Origin of the sequence: Eoetvoesiella sp., assembly GCF_035555955.1 — a bacterium.
Taxonomy (GTDB): Bacteria; Pseudomonadota; Gammaproteobacteria; order Burkholderiales; family Burkholderiaceae_B; genus Eoetvoesia.
Genome location: NZ_DATMGA010000015.1, coordinates 37463 through 55888 on the forward strand (window position 1 = coordinate 37463; position 18426 = coordinate 55888).

Sequence of the window (18426 nt, forward strand, 5' to 3'; positions counted from 1 at the left end):
ATTGGAGAAAACCATGAAAGTACATTTTGACGCGACCAAATGCTCGGGCTATGGCCGCTGCGCCGAGGTCTGTCCTTCGGTATTCAGCATGGGCGAGTTCGGCTACGCCGAGCTGCTTACCGACGGCACCGTGCCCGCCGGCGACGAAGCCAAGGCGCGCGAAGCCGTGAGTGAATGCCCCGAAAAGGCGATTTCCGTATTGTCGGAGTAAATCGGCTGCGGGAACGATTCGGCCGCGAGCGGTTCAGTTTTTATTTAACGAGGTTGGAAATGGATTTGCAGTTGAATGGGAAGGTTGCCGTGGTAACGGCGGCAAGCAAGGGAATCGGCCTGGCGGTCAGCCAGCGCCTGGCCGCCGAAGGGGCGACCGTGGCGGTGTGCTCCCGCAATGCCGGGCAGGTTGTGGGCCAGTTGGCTGCTGTGCAGGGTTCCGGCCGCCTGGTGCCATTTGATCTCGACTTGGGCAATGCCGAGGATACCGGGCGTCTGGTTGAAAGCATCGTGTCGAAATTCGGCCGCCTCGACATAGCCGTCTTGAATACGCCGGGCCCCCGGATCAAGCCGTTTCTCGACACCACGCCGCAGGATTGGGCGGATGCTTACGACATTCTGGTGCGGCCGGTGGTGCAACTGGCTCTGGCCGCTTCCCGGCAAATGGTCGAGCAAAAAAGCGGCAGTGTTGCCTTTCTGACTTCGACCTGGGTCAAGCAGCCGTCGTTTGGCGGTTCGTTGTCCGCCTCCATGAGGTCGGCGTTGTCGACCTTGGCGAAGCAAATGGCCCTGGAGCTGGCGTCGCACGGCATTCGCGTGAATCAGGTTCAGCCCGGCGCGACCGGCACCGACCGTATGTACGACATTGTCCGGATGAAAGCCGGCAAGAACGGAACGTCCCAGGAGGAAGAAATCAGCGAGATCGTCCAGCAGATTCCGCTGGGTCGCTGGGGGTCGCCAGAGGAAATCGCCAATGCGGTGGCTTATCTGGTATCGCCGGTTGCAGCTTTTGTGACCGGAGCAACCTTGCAGGTAGACGGCGGTGCCACGCGTTCGGTCTAGGACCGGCGTAATTTTTGTTTCAGCATGGCAGCTCAGGCTGCCTTGGTGAATGGATTCAAATTCGGAGGTATTTTTTATGACGATGTCTTTGCTGGAACTTTTTACCGAACAGTACAAACTTTGCGGGCTTGATGCGACGCAGACTGTTGCGGTCATCTCCGAAGTCGGCAAGAAGGCCGAGTACGTCGAAGCCGCTGTCGCCGCGGCACGCGCCCTGGGCGCCGGGTCGTTGGTGCTGGGCGCATCCAGCTTGTCGAACCCCACCTTGCCGCCTTACACCTCGGACGGACGCGAGGTGCCCGCCTTGCTGGCGGCAGCCGGCCATTGCGATCTGGTCATCGACGTTACCGTGGGCGGACTGATCCACTCCAATGTCAGAACCAATATCACGGGCAAAGGCAAGCGCATGCTGTTCGTCGCCGAGCCCGCCGATGTCCTGCAGCGTCTCATGGGCAACGATGACTTGCGCGAGCAGGTCAATGCGGCGGCCGAGATACTCAAGCAAGGCAGTGTCCTGCATGTCGGCAGCGATGCGGGCACCGATCTGACGCTGGATATTTCCGGCGGCGACCTGCCCATTACGCGCCAATGGGGGTTTGTCGACGAGCCGGGCCGTTGGGATCACTGGCCAAGCGGCTTCATTGCCTGCTTTCCGCGCGATCGCAGCGGGCAGGGCACGATCGTGCTGCAGGCGGGCGATGTCATCGTGCCCCTGCAGAAGTACGTGCGCGACCCCATTACCTTGAAGGTGGTGGATGGCTATATCCGCAGCATCGAGGGCGATGGCGCCGACGCGTTCCTGTTGCGCGACTATTTCGAACGCTGGAACGATCCCGAGGTATATGCCTTGTCGCACGCCGGCTGGGGCCTGCACCCGGCCGCCAGCTGGGCCGCGCTCGAAGTCTACGATCCCCGCAGCCTGTATGGGCAGGAGTTGCGTTCGGTATCGGGCAATTTCATGTGGTCCACCGGGTCGAACCGCTTTGCTTCGCGCGAGACTCCCGCCCACCTCGACATACCTATGCGTGGCTGCACCGTTTCGGTCGATGGCCGGGCCGTGGTGCGAAAGGGCGAGTTGCAGCGGCTGATGGCCGAAGCGGCCAATTAACGGTTTTGTTTCACGGAAATTCCTGATGGACAAGAAAATACTCGAATCGGCGATTCTCAAGCTGGGCCAGTCCGCCGACCTGCTCGCAAGCTTCAAGGCCGATCCGTCCGGAGTCGGCGCCGGCCTGGGGCTCGATGCGCATTGGGCCGATGTCATTTTTCGTGGCGAACGCAATTTGCTGCGTTCGGCGGGCGTGAACGATGGCATCACCATTTTGGTCAGCCGCTGGTTCCAGGACAACTTGTCGGATAGTTCCAGCAGCGACAAGTTCGTGTTCGACGGGCGCATGTCGACCGAGGTTCCCGATGTCCTCGACAATATCGTGTTTGCCGGCGGCTGTTCGCATGTGCCGGATCTTCTGGCGCGGCCCGAAATCGATCCGCCCGAGGCGATAGCGCGGCTTGAACAGGCGTATGCCCGCTTGAAGTCCGCGCTCGAAGCCGCCAGGCCGGATGTGATCGTCGCGACCACCGATTGCCATTTCCAGAGTTTTCAGACCGGCGCTTTCGTTGTCGGCGTGGGGTCGGAACATGCGGGATCCATGGAGTTCTTCAAGCGTGCCGATCTCGATCTCCAATTGAAGGGTGACGCGCAGTTCGCTGAACAGATTGTGGCAGGGGCGAGGGCGGAAAATCTCGAGGTCGAGGCGGCGCCCGTCGTCAATCTGGATCACGGCCTCATCGTGCCGCTGAGGCTTGCGCTGCCCAGCAAGGACATTCCGGTCGTGCCCATCGTGACGCAGCCGCACCGCTCGTATTCGCCGTTCGGCGCGCGGGCTTTCGGCCAGGCCTTGCGCAAGGCCATTGCCGGTTCGGGCAAGCGAGTGGCACTGCTGGCAACCGGAGGGCTGTCGCATTGGCTGGATCCAGGCAAGTTCGGCGCAGTCGATACCTCGTTCGATGGCTATATCCTGGATATGCTCAAGCATGGCCGAGGGCTCGACCTGGCCAACCTGGAACCCTATCCCCTGCTGGATCACGGCCAGTACGAGTTCCTGAACTGGCTGATTGTGCTGGGAGCCCTGGGGCCAGGCCTGAAAGCCGATGTCTATGCCTACGAGCCTTTGCAGGCATCGGGCGGCGGCTGGACGGTACTGAACATGAATGTCGATGCACAGAGGGTGGCGCATGTCTGATTCAATGAATACCGGCAATAGCTTGCGAGTGGGACTAGTGCAGTTGCAGCCTACCCGTAATGTGGCGGCTAATCTGCAATGGGTTCTGAAAGCCATCCAGGAGGCGGGTGCCCAGGGCGCCGAGCTTGTCGTCATTCCTGAAAATGCCTTGTGCATCGGCAGCAATCAAGAGATGCGTGCGGCCGCGGTAGCCATCGATGGCCCCGAGATCCAGGCGATTCGCGCTGCGGCGCGCGGGGCCCGCGCGGTGGTGGTGTTGGGAGGCTTCAAGCAAAAGTCCAATCGTCCCTTGCTGCAGAACACGGCGCTGGTGATCGATGCCGATGGCAGCATACAGGGGGCCTACGACAAAGTGCATTTGTTCAACGCTGTGGTGGCTGGCACGTCTTTCCGCGCTTCCGATGTCGAGGCGCCTGGCCGGCAACTGGTCATCGCCCAGGTCAAGGGTATCAAGGTCGGGCTGAGCATTTGCTTCGATATCCGCTTTCCGGAGCTGTATCGCCAATTGGCTCTGGCCGGCGCACAGATACTGCTCATCCCGGCTGCTTTTACCCAGACGACGGGCCGGGCCCACTGGGACGTATTGGTTCGCGCCCGAGCCATTGAAAATGCTGCATATGTCGTGGCGTCGGCTACGATGGCTTCGACCGATTCCGTCGAAGCTGGGTTTGCCACATATGGCCACGCCCTGGCGGTTACGCCCTGGGGCGAAGTCATGGCCGATCTGGGTGAGACGGATTTCGCCGTCAAGGTACTGGAGCTGGATATGGCGAAGGTCGCGCAAATCAGGCAGAATTTGCCTGTCTTAGACTCGGTTCAGCCCGATGTTTATACTACGGAGCCCGTCGTCATTTGAAGGAATGGAAGCGGGGTTGACAAGGAAGGCTCATGAAAAACAGCGAAATGCCCGACGGAGTCGTCGAAGTGGCCGAGAAATTCTCCATCGCGAACGAGTTCACCGGCGCTTGGGTGCGCAAGGTCTGGACGCGCAACGGCGAAAGGCTGGAAGTCAGCATCCCCAAAACAGGCAATGTCGTTTACCTGGATGCCATGCAGCTCGAAATCATCGCCCGGCAAAGCCCGGCATCGCTGGCGCGCTTCAATGCGCAAGTCCTTCAGTCGGAGTTTGACCCCGAGTCGTAATATTTGGAGCAACGTGTGGCAGAAAAACGAGGGCACTCGGTTGACGAAATCTATCGGGTTTTGGCTGACCGGATCATCAACGGAGTCTATCTTCCGGGGCGCAAGCTGTCTCAAAGCGAGTTGGCCAACGAGCTGGATGTCAGCCGCACACCTTTGCGCGAGGCCCTGAACCGCTTGCAGGAAAGCGGCCTGGCGGTTGCCGCCACGAACCGCGGAATGGAAGTGTCCCCGGTTACGTTCGAAGAAACCGAGCAGTGGTACGTGATGCGTGTGCTCATCGAGCCGCCCATCGTGGCGGCCATAGCCGGCGAACTCACAAGCGGCGACTTGAAGAAAATGGCCGATGCGTTGCGGCGCATGCAGGACTCGGCGCATCGAACCAAAGATTTCCAGGATGCCCATCATGCCTTCCACGACGTGGCCCTGATCCATTATCCGGAATACATCCGCGAGATGATCGAAACCATCTACGTCAAGATCACGCGCCATCAGCGCACTTATTTCAGCCGGCCGCGCGCGCCCGACGAGTTCTGCGACACAGACCGCCTGCTGCTCGAGGCGCTGGTTGAGCAGGACGGCGAGCTTGCCAAGCACATCCTGGAGTTCCATTTGCTTGATGCCGCCCTGGGGCTGCTGCTGGATGCGGATCCCGACTATGTTCCCAAAGCGCTGCGGCTGGCGGCTCAGGGGCTGGGGATCCATTTTGCGTGCAACGAGAAAGGCGTCCCCGATCGTCCGGCCAAGCTGAGCTGGGTCGGCGGGGCCGTTGACAACCTGCCGCCCATGAAGACTTCCAACGTTTACTACGAACGCTGAGGTAGGCGGATAGGACTTTGGCAAGATTGGATGAGCGGCGTATCGAGGCGGCTCGGAGTATTTGGAACGAACAGGGTTGCAGGGGGCATCCATTATTTTTTTGTCTTTTTAAATGCATGCAAAATTGTATAAATAATGCTCGAAAATTCCGAAAGCCGACCGGAGGCCTAGGGGCAGCGGCCGCCGGGGAAGAAGCACATCGCGTAAAAAAAGAGCAAGCAGCATCAAAAAGCAGGCTTTCGGGACGCAAGCCGATGGCTGTTATCAACTGGAAGGAGGGTAGTACCATGGCCGATCTGGGTGTTTTGTTTCAAGAGGGAAGAATAGGCAAGCTGGTCGTCAAGAATCGTATCGTCAAGTCGCCGCAATCGTCGGCACTGTCCAATCCCGATGGAACGGTTTCACAGCGCACGGTGAACCACTACAAGCGGCTGGCCGAAGGCGGAATAGGCCTGGTGCTGCTGGAATACAGCTATGTGGACGACGACGCCGCGAAATCCATACACAATCAATTGGGCATCAGCAGAAAGGAACACATTGCCGGCCTCGGTTGGCTGGCCGACGAGGTGCACGCCGCCGGGGCCAAGGTGGGTATCCAGTTGGCGCATTGCGGAAGGCAGAAATTCCTGGCGACGGCGCCGATCAAAAGCGCTTCCGACGTATCGTGGGATGAAATCGAGCGCCAGTATGGGGTCAGGCCCCAGCCCATGACGCTCGAGGAAATACGCGGGGTGGTCTCGGCTTTCGGCGATGCCGCTGTGCGCGCCGTCCAGGCGCGCTTCGATATCGTGGAAGTGCATGCGGGCCATGGCTATTTGATCACCAACTTTCTGTCGCCGCATACCAATCGCAGGACGGATGAGTATGGTGGATCGTTCGATAACCGCAGCCGGCTGCTGAGGGAAATCGTGGCCGACATCCGCAAGAAGATTCCCGCGGACTTTCCGCTGAGCGTACGCCTGTCCGTCAGCGACTATGAAGCGGACGGGATTCCCATTGCCGAGACCGTGGAGTTATGCCGCAGGCTGGAAACGCTGGGCGTCGACGTCATCCACGCCTCGGGCGGCCATCATGCCGGAATGGAGTATGAGGTCAGTCCCTGGTATATGCCGCGAGCCTTGCATCGATGGGGCTGGGAGCAGATCAAGGCCGCGCTTTCCATCCCGGTCATCGGCTCTGGCTCGATCGTCGCGCCGGATGTCGCGGCCGATATCGTCAGCTCGGGCAGCGCGGATTTCGTATCGCTGGGAAGGCCTATGCTGGCGGATCCCGATTGGGCTCGCAAGGCGCGCGAAGGGCGCGTGCAAGACATCGTTCCCTGTATTCGATGCAACGACGGCTGTTTGCATCGCGGCCTGAACGATGGCCGAAGCGCGGGCTGCACGGTCAACCCGTCCATGGGGGAAGAGTACCGCTACGCGGTGGAACCCTCGGACGATCCACAGTCGATCGCCGTGGTGGGCGCGGGCCCGGCTGGAATGAATGCGGCCCTCGTGCTTGCCGATCGCGGCCATGCCGTGACCTTGTTCGACGACAAGCCTCTGGGAGGGCAATTGAATGCCGCCGTGCGATCCGAGCTGAAAAGGGATCTTCGCGCCCTGAGGGACTATCTGGTGCACCAGGTGACAAGCCGCAAGATACGGGTCGTTGCCGCTCGCGCCGATGCGGCGCTGCTGCGTGACGGGGGGTTCGATCGCGTATTGCTGGCGACGGGGACGGCGCCTGTCGAATTTGACGGCGATATCGACGGCGAGGCGAAGGTTGTCAAGGCCCATGAAGTGGTTGACCCGTCGAGCCTGGCCGGCCCGGTCGTGATCATTGGCGCGGGGCTGGCGGGATGCGATACTGCCTTGCTGCTGGGGGCGGCCGGCCGCGGCGACGTGACCTTGCTCGAACAGCAGGAAGGCGTTCTGGCCAATGGCTATGTTTTTACCGATGTCATCGGCATGCCGGCTCAACTGGACAAGTACAAGGTATCGGTGCGAACCGGAACAAAAGCCCTGTCGGTCGAGCGCCAGGGTGTGCGGGTGCGCAATGCGCAAGGAAACGACGAACTCGTCCCCGCAAGCACCGTCGTTCTGGCCTGCGGCTATTCGCCGCGGACGGAGCTGCTCGAAACGCTTGGGCGGGAGCTGCCGGACCTGAAGATCGACCCGGTGGGCACCATGCATAAGGGAGGGCGGGTCATGGATGCGCTTCACGATGCATTCTTCGTGGCTCGTCGGTGCTGATTCTTGATGGTATACGGAGAAGAGTGTGAAACGACTCGAAGGTAAAGTAGCGCTGGTAACCGGCGCGGGCGGCGGCATTGGCAGAGGCATAGTCGGCCGCTACGTGGAGGAGGGCGCCAAGGTGGCGGCCCTGGATGTGTCCAGCCAGGGCGTCGACGCGCTCAAGGCATTGCACGGGGATGCGGTGCTGCCGCTGACGGCCGACGTGTCGTCGTGGCAGGACAATTGCGGTGCGGTCAAGGCGGCGATCGATGCCTTCGGCCGTCTGGACGTGTTCGTCGGCAATGCCGGTATCTATGACCACGGCGCATCGCTCGAGTCCCTGGGCGGCGAAGAACTGTCGCGGGCGTTCGATGAATTGATGTCCATCAACGTCAAAGGCTACATCCTGGGCGTGCGCGCAGCGCTCGATGCCTTGCTGGAATCGCGCGGCTCGGTAATCCTGACGGCGTCGTATGCCAGCTTCGCCCCTTCGGGGGGCGGGGTTCTGTATACGGCGGCCAAGCATGCCGTGGCGGGCCTGGTGCGTCAATTGGCCTACGAACTGGCGCCGGATATACGCGTCAATGGCGTTGCGCCGGGGGTTGCGCCGACCTCCCTGAAGGGCATCGGCTCGCTGGGCCAGGGCAACCAGGAGTCCATACTGGATGGCACGGCTGCGATCCTGCCCTTGCCCGCCATCCCCGACGCGGGGGTGTACGGGGCGCTTTATGCATTTCTTGCCTCGAACACCGAGGCCGGCCATATCACCGGCTCCATTTTCAATGCCGACAACGGTCTGAGCATACGCGGGCTGGCCAGGCCGCGCGGCCGCAACGCGGCCTAGACCCTTGGGGCGTTGGCCAGCCCCGGGAGCGTGGCGTTTTCGCCGTCCACGCTCCGGCCCGCAAGCATTGCCGGCCCATGCGCCATGGATTGAATCTCGATTCTGTTTGGCCTATTCTCTTGTTGCAGGCGGCTTATTATTTTTATTATTCAGTGGCCGCTGTTACAAAAAGAGGACGTATATGGCCGCTCTGTTGCTTATCGACTTTCTCCCCGCCAGGCTTTTTCGCCGTCAAACACCAGCCACGCCTACGCCAGTTGCTTCCTCCGGGCTTTTGTAACGCCCGGAATCCGCCTATATCTGTACCGGGCGTGGGGTGATTATGGGGTTTACCCCAATCCAAATTTATAATCGCTGTCAATTGTGCTCTCCAAGAAGCCACGCCTAAGAAAGGGAGTTTTTATATGAACCCGACCGCAATATTGCTGGCCACGTTTATATTGTCCATAGTTGGTTTGTTCTTTTTTATCTGGTCCTTGCGAAAGGGAATGTTCGACGCTACGTCTTCGGGCGCCCGGGCCATTTTCACCTCCGGCGAGATCGGGCAGATCGAAGAGCCGTCGGCGGACACCGAGCAGAAACAGCAATTGCAGAAGGTCACCGACGAGCATGGGCCCGATAGCGATTCCGAAGAGGGGGTTTCCCCCATCGAGCTGTCGGCGCGCGAAGAGGCCGACCGCTCAACGGCGTATCCCGTGTACCTCATGTTCGCCTGTGCGGCGCTGTGGCTGGTCATCGCCTCGTTCGCCGGCCTCATCAGCTCGCTCAAGCTGCACTGGCCCGATTTCCTGACCGACTATGCCTGGCTCACCTTCGGGCGCTTGCGCACCATACACTTGAACGCGGTGGCCTACGGCTGGGCGCCCATGGGCACTTTGGGACTGGCGGTGTGGCTGCTGCCGCGCTTGCTGCAAACGCCTTTGCGCGGGGCGCGCCTGGTCATCCTGGGGGTGGTCATCTGGAACGCGGGGCTCATAGCCGGGCTTGGCGGCCTGGCCGTGGGCATCAACGCGGGGATGGAATGGCTTGAAATCCCCTGGCAGATCGGCGGGCTGTTCGCCGTCGGCGGCATGCTCATCGGCCTGCCCATGGCGCTCATGATAGGCCGGCGCAGGGTGCACCATCTATACGTGTCGGTCTGGTACATGGGGGCGGCGCTGTTCTGGTTTCCCACCCTGTACATCGTGGCCAAGGTTCCGGGCGTGCATTTCGGCGTCGAGCAGGGCACCATGAACTGGTGGTTCGGGCACAACGTGCTGGGCCTGTTCTATACCCCCATCTCGCTGGCCTGCATCTATTACTTCCTCCCCAAGGTCATTGGACGTCCGGTGCGTTCGTACAATCTTTCGCTGCTGGGCTTCTGGACGCTGGCTTTCTTTTATGGCCAGGTCGGCGCCCACCACCTCATCGGCGGCCCCATTCCCGAATGGCTGGCCACGCTATCCATCGTGCAAAGCATGATGATGCTCATTCCGGTGATTGCGTTCTCCGTGAACCAGCACCTGACCTTGAAAGGGCATTTCAACGCGCTCAGGTACTCGCCCGTGCTGCGGTTCATTTTCTTCGGCGCGACCATGTATACCGTTTCGTCGATCCAAGGCTCGTTCGAAGCGTTACGCACGGTCAATGCCGTAACCCACTTTACCCACTTCACCGTGGCCCATGCGCACATCGGCCTGTATGGCTTCGTGTCCATGGTGATCTTCGGCGGCATCTACTTTGCCATGCCCCGGGTGCTGAACATTCCATGGCCCAAGCCTGCGCTTATTTCCTGGCACTTCTGGCTGGTGGTGGCAGGGTTTGCAACCTATGCCGTGACGCTTAGCATCGGCGGCATCCTGCAAGGCCTGGACATGCAGGATCCCAATGTTCCGTTCATGCAGGCGGTGGCGGTCACCATACCCTGGCTGGAAGGGCGCTCCATCGGCGGTGCGCTCATGACCCTGGGGCACTTGATCTTCGTGTACCACATGGCTCTCATGACACTGCGGGTCAGCACCACACCATTGTCCTCGGCGATTGCCGCCCCTCAACAAAAAGCGGCGTAACGATTATGGAAAACGAAACCAAGCTATTGGCCGGCGGAATGGTCACCCTGTCGCTTGCGACGGCGGCTCTCGTCGTCCTGCCCTTCTTGCAATTGAAGAACGTTCCTCCCCCCGAGGGGTTGAAGCCCTACACCAGCCAGCAATTGCGCGGGCGCCAGGTGTATATGTCGAACGGCTGCATAGCCTGCCATACCCAGCAGCCCAGCTCGACGGGGGCGGGTGTTGCCGATTCCGCCCGCGGATGGGGCCGGCCTTCGGTGGCGGGCGACTATTACTACGACCAGCCTGTGCTGCTGGGCACGTCGCGCACGGGCCCCGATCTGTTCAACATCGGGGCGCGCCAGCCAAGCGCCGACTGGCAGCTGGGCCATCTGTTCCAGCCGCGCGCCTATGTACCGGGCAGCATCATGCCGGCCTTTCCCTTCCTGTTCGAAATCAAGAAGCCCGGCGATGTATCCAAGGATGAAAGGGTCGTGTCGTTACCTCCGGGAACGGCGCCCGAGGGGCGCGTCGTGGTGGCCCGGCCCGAAGCCATGGATCTGGTGGCGTATCTGCTAAGCCTCAACCACACCTACGACGCCTTGACGCCCGAGCAGCTTAAATATGCCGAAAGCCGCCTGCCGCCCGAACGGCTGAAACAGGACAAGAAACTTGAACAGGGCGGACAACCGGCCGCCAATACGAAACAAGGGGAATCAGATGAAAAGGGCAAAGCAGATGGTGCCAAAGCAAACCCGTAAGTCGGAACACGCCGATCCCAGCGAGCTCTACAATCCGATCCCGCGTGTCATTATCGGCCTGATCATCGGCCTCATCATTTGGGCCGTCTATTATATTTTCACGTCCAATCCAAGCGGTGTCGCCTCGATGGGCGACCACCGCATCCCGTCCGCCCTGGTCAGCAGCGCCGGCGGCAAGGGTGGGGTGGTCGACGGCCGCCAGATCTTCACCGGCACCTGCCAGGCCTGTCACCAGGCCACGGGGCAAGGGCTGCCCGGCGTTTTCCCGCCGCTGGCCGGGTCGTCGTTCGTGAAGGGCGACCCGCACGTGCTGACGCAGATCGTGCTTCATGGCCTGCATGGCCCCATCGAGGTGTCCGGCGCCACCTATAACGGTTCCATGCCGGCCTTCGGTTCGCAGTTCGGAGACGCCGAGATCGCCGCCGTGCTCAGCTATATCCGCAAGGAGTGGGGCAATGCCAGCCCTGCGGTCGATGCCGATCTGGTCAAGCAGTCGCGCGCGCTGACCGCCAAGCGCACCGAGCCCTGGCCCAACGTCAAGGACATCGAGGCGGCCGTTGGCGGGCAGGCCAAGCCGGCGGACGAGAAATCATGAGGCACGGCGCCCTGGCCACGTCGGCGGCGGTTGTGCTGATTCTGTTGCTGGGGTTCACCGCGTTCAGCTTCGTGACGCGCGGCTTTGCCGCCGTGACGTCCGACGGGGTGCGCCGCATCGATCTCGAACGCTCGCCGCGCGCGCTGCCTTCCCTGGCGCTGGTGGATCAATCTGGACAGCCAATGTCGCTGGCTGACTACGCCAAGCCTTCGCCATACACCACGTTCGTCAGCCTGGCGTACATGCGCTGCCAGACAGTCTGCCGCACCAGTGCTTCCGGGCTGGCGTTTCTTCAGCACGAAATCACCAGCCTGGGGTTGCGGGACAAGGTTCGATTGCTGACGCTCAGCTTCGACCCTTCGAACGACACGCCGCAGGTCATGGCCGAACATGCGCGCTCGGTGGGGGCCGACACGGCTTTGTGGCGGACCGCCACGGTGCGCAACACCCAGGATCTGCCGGCTTTGCTGAAGTTGTTCGGCATCGTGGTGATTCCCGATGGGTTGGGCGGGTACTCCCATAATTCGGCCTTGTTTGTCATCAACGAGCAGGGGCGCTTGGCCCGCGCCTACGATACCGACAGGCCCGACCTTGCGCTTGTCGATTACCTGCGTTCGGCGGAGCGCTGACGTGGGCAGGCTGGTTCGCCGCGTCCCGGCATGGTTGCCGGGCGTGTTGCTGGCGGTGCTGGCCGTGTTCCGGCCCTGGTTCGAAGCGCATATGGCGCGGCACATGGGCATTGAGCTTCCCTTGCTGTTTGCGGTGGGCTGGCTGAGCGCCTGCGCGGCGGGGCCGCGCCTGAGCTCCTGGATGCAGCCCTGGAACGCCAAGGGCCTGGCCGCCATGGTGCTCACCGCGCTGGTCACCGCCTTCTGGATGGTGCCCGCCGCATTGGATCTGGCGGTGCTGGATCCGGTGGTCGGCACGATCAAGGTAGCGTCGCTGATTCTGGCCGGCCTGCTCCTGGGGGCTTCCTGGCGCAAGGCGGGGCTGGTCATCCAGGCTTTCTTCCTGTTCAACTGGTGCTGGATGACCATTGCCGTGGGTCTTATCTATCAGGGCGCGCCGCAGCAGCTTTGCAGCGTATATTTGCCGGACGAGCAATGGAGCGCGGGCGCTTCCATGATTTTCTGGGCGGTCGTGGTGTTTCTTGCATGGGTGCCGGGAGCCGTCAAGGGCGCGAATCTGCTGGGTGAGGGCCGGGGGTGATCCGGGCGTGTGGGTTGCCGGGCGGGCTTGGTTGACGGGCAGTCAAGCGAAAATCTAGTTTTTGAGATTTTCCCAGCGTGGATTTGTGCAGGATTGGGGCGCGTGAATGTGGCGTATCCAGGGGCTTTGCACAAGAATTTGCACAGTCTAGGTGCATTCCCTAAGTGTCAACTGCCGATAATTGGTGCAAACTGCCGTTCATGCAGGTGAGGAGACATAGCTCCATAGGGGCAGGCCGGTTAAACGGCATACAAAAAAAGCAGCACATCCCATAAAAAATATAAAGGCACAAAGGCCGGCGATACTCTCGCCGGCCTTTGTCATTGTGGGCATTGCCGATTCAGCCCTTGCCATCGCTGTCTATGCATCGCCGGCCGCCACTGTTCCGGCATCGTATTCATCATGCATTTGGCAGGCCGATGGTTTTCGCCACCTACTGGTCGGCCTGGGGCGCATCTACTTTCAATAGCGCCTGTATGGCGCCGGCGCCGCCATCCTGCTCTCCACACTCTGTATAGGCTTTGACGTCCCGCATTTGCGAAAGCCAGCGCCGCACGGTTTGCTTCAGCACCGAGGCGCCGTCTTTCGAGCCGAAGCCTTTGCCGTGCACGATGCGCACGCATTTTATGCGGTGGGTCAGGCACGATTGCAGAAACTGTTCCAGGCGCCCGCGGGCTTCGTCCAGGGTGGATCCGTGCAAATCCAGGCTGGCTTCGATCGGCCATTTGCCGCGCTTCAGGCCTTTGATCAGATCCGGGCCGTGGCCCGCCTGTAAAAAGCTGGTGTCGTCGTGCTTCAGGCGCGCTGGAGCATAGTGATCCGAAACGGCCGAAAGACTGGCCGTTTCGTGCCCCATGGCGTGCTCGCGGCGTTGGCGCAGCAGATCCGCGGCTTGCGTGCGCGCTGGGAGGCTGGCCCGCCGGGCGCTCTTGAGCGGCTGGACGGTTTTGACCGCCTGCCGGAAAAGGGCCCGGTCTTCCTCGTCGAGTGCCGTTGCTGGCGGGTGGGCGGCCTCTTGGCCGTGATCGTCGGGCCCGGTGCGCGAGGCAGCCTGCCGCTTGACATCCGCCGCCGGGCCCGCAGGCGCTGTGCCGCCGGCGGAACCACGGCGAGATGAGGTTGCGGGGCGCGTCGAGGCCAGCCCCGGTTTTGTCCGGACTGCGGCCTTGGGGGCTTCGGTTTCCCGTTGTTCGTTGCGCAGCCGCTTCAGGTCGGCCAGGCCGGGTTTTTCAGGCCGCATTCTCCAACCATCGCTGTGCATCCAGCGCGGCCATGCAGCCCGTGCCGGCGCTGGTGATGGCTTGGCGATAGACGTGGTCCTGCACATCGCCCGCGGCGAAGACGCCCGGCACCGAGGTTTGCGTGGCCATGCCGTTCAGGCCGCCCTGGGTGATGATGTAGCCGTTTTCCATATTGAGCTGGCCTTCGAAAAGCCCCGTATTGGGCTTGTGGCCGATGGCGATGAAGGCGCCGGTGACGGCGAGTTCTTCGGTTTCGCCGGTTTTGCTGTTGCGCAGGCGCACTCCGGTGACGCCCGAGGCATCGCCCAGGACTTCGTCGAGCTCGCGGAACAGCTTGAGCCTCATGTTGCCGTGGTCGACCTTTTCCATGAGCTTGTCCACCAGGATGGGCTCGGCGCGGAATTTGTCGCGCCGGTGCACCAGGGTGACCGTGGCGCAGATATTGGAAAGGTACAGGGCTTCCTCGACAGCGGTATTGCCGCCGCCGACAACGATAACATCTTGTTTTTTATAGAAGAAGCCATCGCAGGTGGCGCAGCCCGAGACCCCCTTGCCCATGAAGGCCTGTTCCGAGGGCAGGCCCAGGTATTGGGCCGAGGCGCCCGTGGCGATGATGAGGGCGTCGCAGGTATAGAGGCTGCCCGTGTCGCCGGTAAGCGTGAACGGGCGTTTGGAGAGGTCGACGCTGGCGATGTGGTCGAACACGAGTTCGGTTTCGAAGCGCTCGGCATGGGCCTGGAAACGCTGCATCAGGTCGGGGCCCTGGACGCCTTGGGCGTCGGCGGGCCAGTTGTCGACATCGGTGGTGGTCATGAGCTGCCCGCCTTGTTCCAGCCCTGTGATGAGCACGGGCTTCAGGTTGGCGCGGGCGGCGTAGACGGCGGCCGTATAGCCGGCTGGGCCCGAGCCCAGAATGAGGACTTTGGCGTGTTTGGGTGTGGTCATTACAGAAAATCCGAAAAATTCACTTAGGCAATTATAATGAGTCCATGGCTAGATTACCTGCTGCATCCTCCCGCTCCTCGCGCAATGTGCGCAATGGCCCTTCGGCGCTGCAAACCCGCTTGTCGGGGTTGGTCCGCGAAGCGCGCTGGATCCTGTTCGCGGCCCTGGCCGCGTGGCTGGGTCTGGTGCTGGCTACCTGGTCGCCGTCCGACCCCGGCTGGTCGCATTCCGTGCATACGGTGGGCGCCCAGAACGGCGGCGGCATGCTCGGGGCCTATGTGTCCGACCTGCTGCTGTTCCTGTTCGGCTACTCCTCGTGGCTATGGGTGGCGCTGCTGGCGCAGCGCGTGGCCGTCGGGTTTTACCGCCTTACCAATTCCTTGCTGCCCAATCTCAAGCTGGAAGTCTTGCCGCGCATCCGCTGGGAAGTGGGCATAGGCTTCGTATTGTTGTTCCTGGGCGCCATGGGCATCGAGGCCCAGCAATTGCAGGCGCTGGGCGCCAGCCTGCCCAGCGGCGCGGGCGGCGAGCTGGGCAAATTGCTGTCGGCGGCCTTGTCGCAAGGCGTGGGCGTTACCGGCTGCACCTTGTTGCTGCTGGTGTTCATCGCCGTGGGCGCCAGCCTGTTCCTGGGGTTCTCGTGGCTGCATCTGTTCGAACGGGTGGGCCTCTTCATCGAAAAATCCGTCAAGCGCGTGTTCGAGCTCAAGGCGGCCCGTGAAGACCGCCGCGTGGGGCAGGTAAAAAAGGCCGAGCGCGACGAAAGCGTGGTGGCCATACAGGAACAACTGGTGCACGAACAGCCCGTGCGCATCGAGCCCTCTGTCGTTTCGGTGCCCAAGTCCGTGCGCGTCGAAAAAGAAAAGCAGCAAACCCTGTTCGCGCCGTCGCCCGCGGCGGCGGGCGGCTCCGGCGACCTGCCCGAGGTCAGCCTTCTGGATCCTGTCACCGAGAGGCAGGAAACCGTTACGCCCGAAACCATCGAATTCACCTCCCGGCTCATCGAGAAAAAACTGTCGGATTTCGGCGTCAAGGTAACCGTGGTGGCGGCCCAGGCCGGCCCGGTCATCACGCGCTACGAAATCGAGCCGGCCACGGGCGTCAAGGGCAGCCAGATCGTCAATCTCGCCAAGGACCTGGCTCGGGCGCTAAGCCTGGTCAGCATACGCGTGGTCGAGACCATTCCCGGCAAGAACCTCATGGGGCTGGAACTGCCCAATCCCAAGCGCCAAATGGTCAAGCTGTCCGAAATCATCGGTTCGCAAACCTATTACGCAAGCGCCTCGTCCGTCACCATGGCTCTGGGCAAGGACATCGCGGGCAACCCCGTGGTGGCCGACCTGGCCAAAATGCCGCACCTGCTGGTGGCCGGCACCACGGGTTCGGGCAAGTCGGTCGGCATCAACGCCATGATCCTGTCCTTGCTGTACAAGGCCGACGCCTCGCAAACCCGCCTCATCCTCATCGACCCAAAGATGCTCGAAATGAGCATCTACGAAGGCATTCCGCATTTGCTGGCCCCGGTGGTCACCGACATGCGGCATGCGGCCAATGCGCTCAACTGGTGCGTCGGCGAAATGGAAAAGCGCTACCGCCTGATGAGCAAGATGGGGGTGCGCAACCTGGCGGGCTACAACACCAAGATACGCGAAGCCATCAAGCGCGAAGAACCCATCCCGAACCCGTTCTCGCTGACGCCCGACGCGCCCGAGCCCCTCGCCACGCTGCCCACCATCGTTGTGGTCATCGACGAGCTCGCCGACCTGATGATGGTGGTGGGCAAGAAAATCGAAGAGCTCATCGCCCGTCTTGCTCAAAAGGCGCGGGCCGCGGGCATACACCTCATCCTGGCCACGCAGCGGCCCAGCGTCGATGTCATCACCGGGCTGATCAAGGCCAATATTCCCACCCGCATCGCCTTCCAGGTGTCGTCCAAGATCGATTCGCGCACCATCCTGGACCAGATGGGGGCTGAAACCCTGCTGGGCCAGGGCGACATGCTGTACATGCCTCCGGGCACCGGCCTGCCGGTGCGGGTGCATGGCGCCTTCGTCAGCGACGACGAAGTCCATCGCGTGGTCGAATGCCTGAAAGAGCAGGGTGAACCCAATTACGTGGAAGGGCTGCTCGAGGGCGCGCTGGAAGGCGAAACCGGCGATGGCGTGGGCAGCGTGACCGGCTTCGCCGATGCCGAGTCCGACCCCTTGTACGACCAGGCCGTCGAAGTCATCCTGAAAAACCGCCGCGCCTCCATTTCGTCGGTGCAGCGCCATTTGCGCATCGGCTACAACCGCGCGGCGCGGCTGCTCGAGCAAATGGAGCAGGCCGGCCTGGTGTCGGCCATGCAGTCCAACGGCAATCGTGAAATCCTCGTTCCAGCCGGAGAATCATCCAGTGCGGATTAAGCATTATGCGGCCGCCGCCTTGCTGGCGGTCAGCCCCGTCGTTGCGTGGTCGGCCGATGCGCCGGCGCAACTGCACCAGTTCATCGCCAAGGTCGCATCGGCCACCGGCAGCTTTACCCAGCAGACCCTGGTTCGCGACGGCCGGGGCAAGCCGGCGCAGTCGGGGCAGTTTTCGTTCCAGCGTCCGGGCAAGTTCAAGTGGGCAGTCAAGAAGCCCTACGAGCAGCTCGTGGTGTCGGACGGCACTACGGTATATCAATACGATCCCGACCTGGCCCAGGTCACGGAGCGTCCCGTCGACAAGTCCATAGGCTCTTCGCCCGCCGCGGTCCTGTTCGGCTCGGGGGCGCTGGAAGACTCCTTCAATGTCAGCGCCTTGCCCGACAACGACGGCTTGCAATGGCTGCGCGCCAAGCCGCGCAGCGCCGATGCCGGTTTTTCCTATGTCGACATCGGCTTTCGCAACGACCTGCCCGCCCGCCTCGTGCTGCTCGATTCCTTCGGACAGACCACCCGCATCGACCTGGACGGCATCAAGGCCAATCCGTCTTTGCCGGCCGGCGAATTCAAGTTCGTGCCGCCCAAGGGGGTGGATGTCGTCAAGATGAAATAGGCCATTGTGCAGAAGTCCCAGGATCTCTTCGCCAATTCCGCCGCCACGCTGGCCCATACCCCGCTGGCGGAACGCCTGCGGCCCAGAACCCTGGACGAGGTGGTCGGCCAGGCCCATTTGCTGGGGCCGGGCAAGCCTTTGCGCGTGGCTTTCGATTCGGGCCGCCCGCATTCCATGATCTTCTGGGGGCCGCCGGGCGTGGGAAAGACCACGCTGGCGCGCCTGATGGCCGATGGGTTCGACGCGCAGTTCCTGGCCATTTCGGCGGTGCTGGGCGGGGTGAAGGACATTCGCGATGCGGTCGTTGCCGCCCAGGTG

General features: G+C 62.0%; 19 protein-coding genes. 17 read left to right on the plus strand and 2 right to left on the minus strand.

The window, feature by feature from the left end:
- Nucleotides 1-13: 13 nt before the first annotated feature.
- From VNT00_RS04380 to VNT00_RS04445, 14 genes are all read left to right on the plus strand, one after another.
- Nucleotides 14-211, plus strand: coding sequence for a ferredoxin (locus VNT00_RS04380; protein ID WP_325584900.1), 198 nt, complete (start codon nucleotides 14-16; stop codon nucleotides 209-211).
- A 59-nt stretch (nucleotides 212-270) separates the two neighbouring features.
- Nucleotides 271-1053: an SDR family oxidoreductase gene (locus VNT00_RS04385; protein WP_325584902.1), complete on the plus strand. Its 783-nt coding sequence runs from the start codon at nucleotides 271-273 to the stop codon at nucleotides 1051-1053.
- A 76-nt stretch (nucleotides 1054-1129) separates the two neighbouring features.
- A complete protein-coding gene (locus tag VNT00_RS04390; RefSeq protein WP_325584903.1) occupies nucleotides 1130-2161 on the plus strand; it encodes a 2,5-dihydroxypyridine 5,6-dioxygenase NicX family protein in 1032 nt (343 codons plus the stop codon).
- A 25-nt stretch (nucleotides 2162-2186) separates the two neighbouring features.
- On the plus strand, nucleotides 2187-3296 hold the full coding sequence (locus VNT00_RS04395; RefSeq protein ID WP_325584904.1) for a DODA-type extradiol aromatic ring-opening family dioxygenase: 1110 nt from the start codon (nucleotides 2187-2189) through the stop codon (nucleotides 3294-3296).
- Entirely contained in the window at nucleotides 3289-4152 is an 864-nt protein-coding gene (locus VNT00_RS04400; RefSeq protein ID WP_325584906.1) for a nitrilase-related carbon-nitrogen hydrolase, read from the plus strand. Before VNT00_RS04395 ends, VNT00_RS04400 begins: the two co-directional genes overlap by 8 nt.
- A 32-nt stretch (nucleotides 4153-4184) precedes the next feature.
- Nucleotides 4185-4439, plus strand: coding sequence for a hypothetical protein (locus tag VNT00_RS04405; protein ID WP_325584908.1), 255 nt, complete (start codon nucleotides 4185-4187; stop codon nucleotides 4437-4439).
- Between the two features lie 15 nt (nucleotides 4440-4454).
- The gene (locus VNT00_RS04410) at nucleotides 4455-5255 is read left to right on the plus strand and encodes a GntR family transcriptional regulator (protein ID WP_325584910.1); all 801 of its coding nucleotides are present in this window, start codon (nucleotides 4455-4457) and stop codon (nucleotides 5253-5255) included.
- Nucleotides 5256-5542: 287 nt separating this feature from the next.
- Nucleotides 5543-7486, plus strand: a complete 1944-nt coding sequence (locus VNT00_RS04415; RefSeq protein ID WP_325584912.1) for an oxidoreductase — start codon at nucleotides 5543-5545, stop codon at nucleotides 7484-7486.
- 25 nt (nucleotides 7487-7511) lie between these two features.
- Nucleotides 7512-8312, plus strand: a complete 801-nt coding sequence (locus tag VNT00_RS04420; RefSeq protein WP_325584914.1) for an SDR family NAD(P)-dependent oxidoreductase — start codon at nucleotides 7512-7514, stop codon at nucleotides 8310-8312.
- Between the two features lie 404 nt (nucleotides 8313-8716).
- Nucleotides 8717-10360, plus strand: a complete 1644-nt coding sequence (locus VNT00_RS04425) for a cbb3-type cytochrome c oxidase subunit I (RefSeq protein ID WP_325584915.1) — start codon at nucleotides 8717-8719, stop codon at nucleotides 10358-10360.
- 5 nt (nucleotides 10361-10365) lie between these two features.
- A complete protein-coding gene (locus VNT00_RS04430; RefSeq protein ID WP_325584917.1) occupies nucleotides 10366-11100 on the plus strand; it encodes a cbb3-type cytochrome c oxidase subunit II in 735 nt (244 codons plus the stop codon).
- On the plus strand, nucleotides 11078-11695 hold the full coding sequence (locus VNT00_RS04435; protein WP_325584919.1) for a c-type cytochrome: 618 nt from the start codon (nucleotides 11078-11080) through the stop codon (nucleotides 11693-11695). The genes VNT00_RS04430 and VNT00_RS04435 overlap by 23 nt, the downstream gene beginning before the upstream one ends.
- The gene (locus tag VNT00_RS04440) at nucleotides 11692-12324 is read left to right on the plus strand and encodes an SCO family protein (protein ID WP_325584921.1); all 633 of its coding nucleotides are present in this window, start codon (nucleotides 11692-11694) and stop codon (nucleotides 12322-12324) included. Before VNT00_RS04435 ends, VNT00_RS04440 begins: the two co-directional genes overlap by 4 nt.
- A gap of 1 nt (nucleotide 12325) precedes the next feature.
- A complete protein-coding gene (locus VNT00_RS04445) occupies nucleotides 12326-12904 on the plus strand; it encodes a DUF1404 family protein (protein WP_325584923.1) in 579 nt (192 codons plus the stop codon).
- Nucleotides 12905-13337: 433 nt separating this feature from the next.
- Here the strand turns inward: VNT00_RS04445 and VNT00_RS04450 are convergent, their stop codons facing one another.
- Both VNT00_RS04450 and trxB read right to left on the minus strand, forming a co-directional pair.
- On the minus strand, nucleotides 13338-14144 hold the full coding sequence (locus tag VNT00_RS04450) for a Smr/MutS family protein (RefSeq protein ID WP_325584925.1): 807 nt from the start codon (nucleotides 14142-14144) through the stop codon (nucleotides 13338-13340).
- Nucleotides 14134-15090, minus strand: a complete 957-nt coding sequence (gene trxB / locus VNT00_RS04455) for a thioredoxin-disulfide reductase (RefSeq protein WP_325584927.1) — start codon at nucleotides 15088-15090, stop codon at nucleotides 14134-14136. Before trxB ends, VNT00_RS04450 begins: the two co-directional genes overlap by 11 nt.
- Nucleotides 15091-15134: 44 nt before the next feature.
- Between trxB and VNT00_RS04460 the strand changes: the two genes are divergently transcribed.
- From VNT00_RS04460 to VNT00_RS04470, 3 genes are all read left to right on the plus strand, one after another.
- Nucleotides 15135-17495, plus strand: coding sequence for a DNA translocase FtsK (locus VNT00_RS04460; RefSeq protein WP_325584929.1), 2361 nt, complete (start codon nucleotides 15135-15137; stop codon nucleotides 17493-17495).
- Nucleotides 17485-18108, plus strand: coding sequence for an outer membrane lipoprotein chaperone LolA (gene lolA, locus VNT00_RS04465; RefSeq protein WP_325584931.1), 624 nt, complete (start codon nucleotides 17485-17487; stop codon nucleotides 18106-18108). The genes VNT00_RS04460 and lolA overlap by 11 nt, the downstream gene beginning before the upstream one ends.
- A 6-nt stretch (nucleotides 18109-18114) precedes the next feature.
- A partial coding sequence (locus tag VNT00_RS04470) for an AAA family ATPase (protein WP_325584933.1) occupies nucleotides 18115-18426 on the plus strand: 312 nt, incomplete at its 3' end.

Coding starts and splice junctions, on each gene's coding strand:
- VNT00_RS04380 (WP_325584900.1), top strand. CDS start 14: ATGAAAGTACATTTTGACGCGACCAAATGCTCGGGCTATGGCCGCTGC.
- VNT00_RS04385 (WP_325584902.1), top strand. CDS start 271: ATGGATTTGCAGTTGAATGGGAAGGTTGCCGTGGTAACGGCGGCAAGC.
- VNT00_RS04390 (WP_325584903.1), top strand. CDS start 1,130: ATGACGATGTCTTTGCTGGAACTTTTTACCGAACAGTACAAACTTTGC.
- VNT00_RS04395 (WP_325584904.1), top strand. CDS start 2,187: ATGGACAAGAAAATACTCGAATCGGCGATTCTCAAGCTGGGCCAGTCC.
- VNT00_RS04400 (WP_325584906.1), top strand. CDS start 3,289: ATGTCTGATTCAATGAATACCGGCAATAGCTTGCGAGTGGGACTAGTG.
- VNT00_RS04405 (WP_325584908.1), top strand. CDS start 4,185: ATGAAAAACAGCGAAATGCCCGACGGAGTCGTCGAAGTGGCCGAGAAA.
- VNT00_RS04415 (WP_325584912.1), top strand. CDS start 5,543: ATGGCCGATCTGGGTGTTTTGTTTCAAGAGGGAAGAATAGGCAAGCTG.
- VNT00_RS04425 (WP_325584915.1), top strand. CDS start 8,717: ATGAACCCGACCGCAATATTGCTGGCCACGTTTATATTGTCCATAGTT.
- VNT00_RS04430 (WP_325584917.1), top strand. CDS start 10,366: ATGGAAAACGAAACCAAGCTATTGGCCGGCGGAATGGTCACCCTGTCG.
- VNT00_RS04435 (WP_325584919.1), top strand. CDS start 11,078: ATGGTGCCAAAGCAAACCCGTAAGTCGGAACACGCCGATCCCAGCGAG.
- VNT00_RS04440 (WP_325584921.1), top strand. CDS start 11,692: ATGAGGCACGGCGCCCTGGCCACGTCGGCGGCGGTTGTGCTGATTCTG.
- VNT00_RS04450 (WP_325584925.1), bottom strand. CDS start 14,144: ATGCGGCCTGAAAAACCCGGCCTGGCCGACCTGAAGCGGCTGCGCAAC.
- trxB (WP_325584927.1), bottom strand. CDS start 15,090: ATGACCACACCCAAACACGCCAAAGTCCTCATTCTGGGCTCGGGCCCA.
- VNT00_RS04460 (WP_325584929.1), top strand. CDS start 15,135: ATGGCTAGATTACCTGCTGCATCCTCCCGCTCCTCGCGCAATGTGCGC.